Below are 2,172 nucleotides of genomic sequence, written 5' to 3'. Positions count from 1 at the left end.
CCCGGGTGCTCACCGATCAGCATCCGCTCACCCTCGGCCTCGAGCTGTATGCCGGCGTGCTGGCCGGAGCGGGCTCGCTCGTGTTGGTCCGCGGCGGAACGCCCGAGTGGCGCGCTGGACTGGTGGTCACCGAGCGGGTCGACCTCGTCGCCCTGTCCGACGCCTAGCCCATCAGGTCGTAGCCGGCGAGGCCGGTCGCGAGCAACTTCGGCTTGCCGAAGCGCACGCCGTCGGTCTTGACCGCCCGCAGCTCACCGGTGCCGCGCGTGCGGACCAACAAGACGGTGTGGCCGGACCCCTTCAGACCCGGCGCGGTGCCGACCCAGTCATAGGGCGAGAGGTCAAAGCCCAGCGTCACGGGGGCGCCGGTGAGACCACCCGGACCGTTGCCGCGGCGCAGCACCAGGGAGTTGCCGACCTGGAAGAGGCTATCGGGGGAGCCGTCGGCATCCCAACGGCCGCCGCCTAGTTGGCGACTGGCGGTCATGGCTGCGGCGGCGGGGGTGCCGCCGGAGAGACCCGCGGCGCCGCGCCCGGCCCAGATGCGCATCCCCGAGCCACTCACCTGACCCATGAGATCGGGGTAGCCGTCGCCGGTGATGTCGCCGACCGCGCTCAGCAGGCTGACCGAGGCGAAGCCGGAGTGCAGGGTGGTCGGGGCACGGAAGCGCCCGGTGCCGTTGCCCAGGCGGAGCTGCAGCACGCCTGCTGTGGTCCGGGTGACCAGATCGCCGTAGCCATCACGGTCCCAGTCGCCCACGATCAGGGCGGCGTTGAGCGCCGAGCCGTCAATGCCGGTCGCGATGAGCGGCAAGGTGTTGGTGGTGCCGCGACTGCGCACCACCACGAGCCGGTCACCGACGCGACCGACCAGGTCGGGCGTGCCCGCGCCGGCGATCTGACCGGCGCCGCTGAAGTCGGTGAAGCCCTTGATCTTGCCAAACGGGCCGACAAGTCGGCCGAAGGTCCCGCTGCCGGTGCTGGGCAGCACGAACCCCTTGCCCTTGGTCGTGCGCATCAGGACATCCGGGCGGCCATCGCGGGTGTAATCGCCGATGCCGGTCATGGTCTCGACCGACTTCCAACTCCCCGGAACCGTGCGAGGCGCATCGAACCGCCCAGCGGCATACAGCAGGAGCCGCCCGGACCCCGTGCGGGCGAGGAGATCGCTGCGCCCGTCACCGGTGACGTCTCCGACACCGGCCAGCAGGTCGACTCCGGCCAGGTTGGTCCCGAGGACCCGCCGCTTCAGCTTGGCGCCGGAGCGTCCCATCAGCACCACGAGGCGGCCGTCGGTGGCACGCACTCCGGCGAGGTCGTTGCGACCGTCGCGGTCGAGATCCCCCGCCGCGGTGATGAGCTTGAGCCCGCGCAGCTTGCGCTTGACCGATTTGCCGGCGCCGAACCCGCCCCGCCCGTCGCCGGGGTGGATGCGGGTCACTCCGCGCGCGGCGCGGGTCACCACATCGGCGCGCCGATCACCGGTGAGGTCGGGGCTGCCGACGACAACCTCGTAGCCGCCCCAGCCACTACCAACTGCGACGCCCTTGGTCATGCGGAAGACGCCGCCCGTCGGCAGCACGACGAGTTGCTTGTCGCTCGCTCGCCGCATCACCAGATCGGGGTATGCCGTCCCGACGACGTTGCGGTCCAGCTCTCGGCCGCTCCAATCGGCTTGCGCGGCTGCGGCGATCCGGCGGATGGTCGGCAACTGGGCATAGAGGTACTTGCCGGGGCACGCGGTGCTCGCGGCATCTTGGTGGCCGTTGATGGCCTGGAAGTTGCGGCTGCCGACGCGCTGCAGCGTCGAGCCGGCGCTGACGCCATGCAGCGACAGCTTCCAGGCGATCAGCTTGCCAAAGGCGTCGACCATCGCGCTGCTGGGCCGCTCGATCTCGTAGTTGCCGATCGCCGACGCGGCGAACGCGTAGTCGTTGTAGCCCAGCGTGTGTGCCCCGACCACCGGGCGGTCGACACCGCCGTAGCGGCCTTCCCAGACCCGACCGAAGCGGTCGACCAGGTAGTTGTAGCCGATGTCGCTCCAACCCCGGGAGCGGGTGTGGTAGGCGTAAATGCTGCGCAGGATCCCCGGGACCTCGGCGCGGGTGTAGTCGTTGGCGTTGACGGTGTGATGCACGAACGCCGCGTGCACCTCGTAGTAGTGCAGGGCCG

At 70.7% G+C, this 2,172-nt stretch carries 1 protein-coding gene; it reads right to left on the bottom strand.

Features of this window, described 5'->3' with window-relative positions; genetic code table 11:
• Window positions 1-163: 163 nt before the first annotated feature.
• The coding region (locus WAW85_RS03220; RefSeq protein WP_422558213.1) for an FG-GAP-like repeat-containing protein at window positions 164-2,172 on the bottom strand (2,009 nt) is incomplete at its 5' end.

This window comes from Gordonia sp. (in: high G+C Gram-positive bacteria) (assembly GCF_049299075.1).
Taxonomy (GTDB): Bacteria; Actinomycetota; Actinomycetes; order Mycobacteriales; family Mycobacteriaceae; genus Gordonia.
This window is presented reverse-complemented; position numbering and strand designations above follow the sequence as displayed.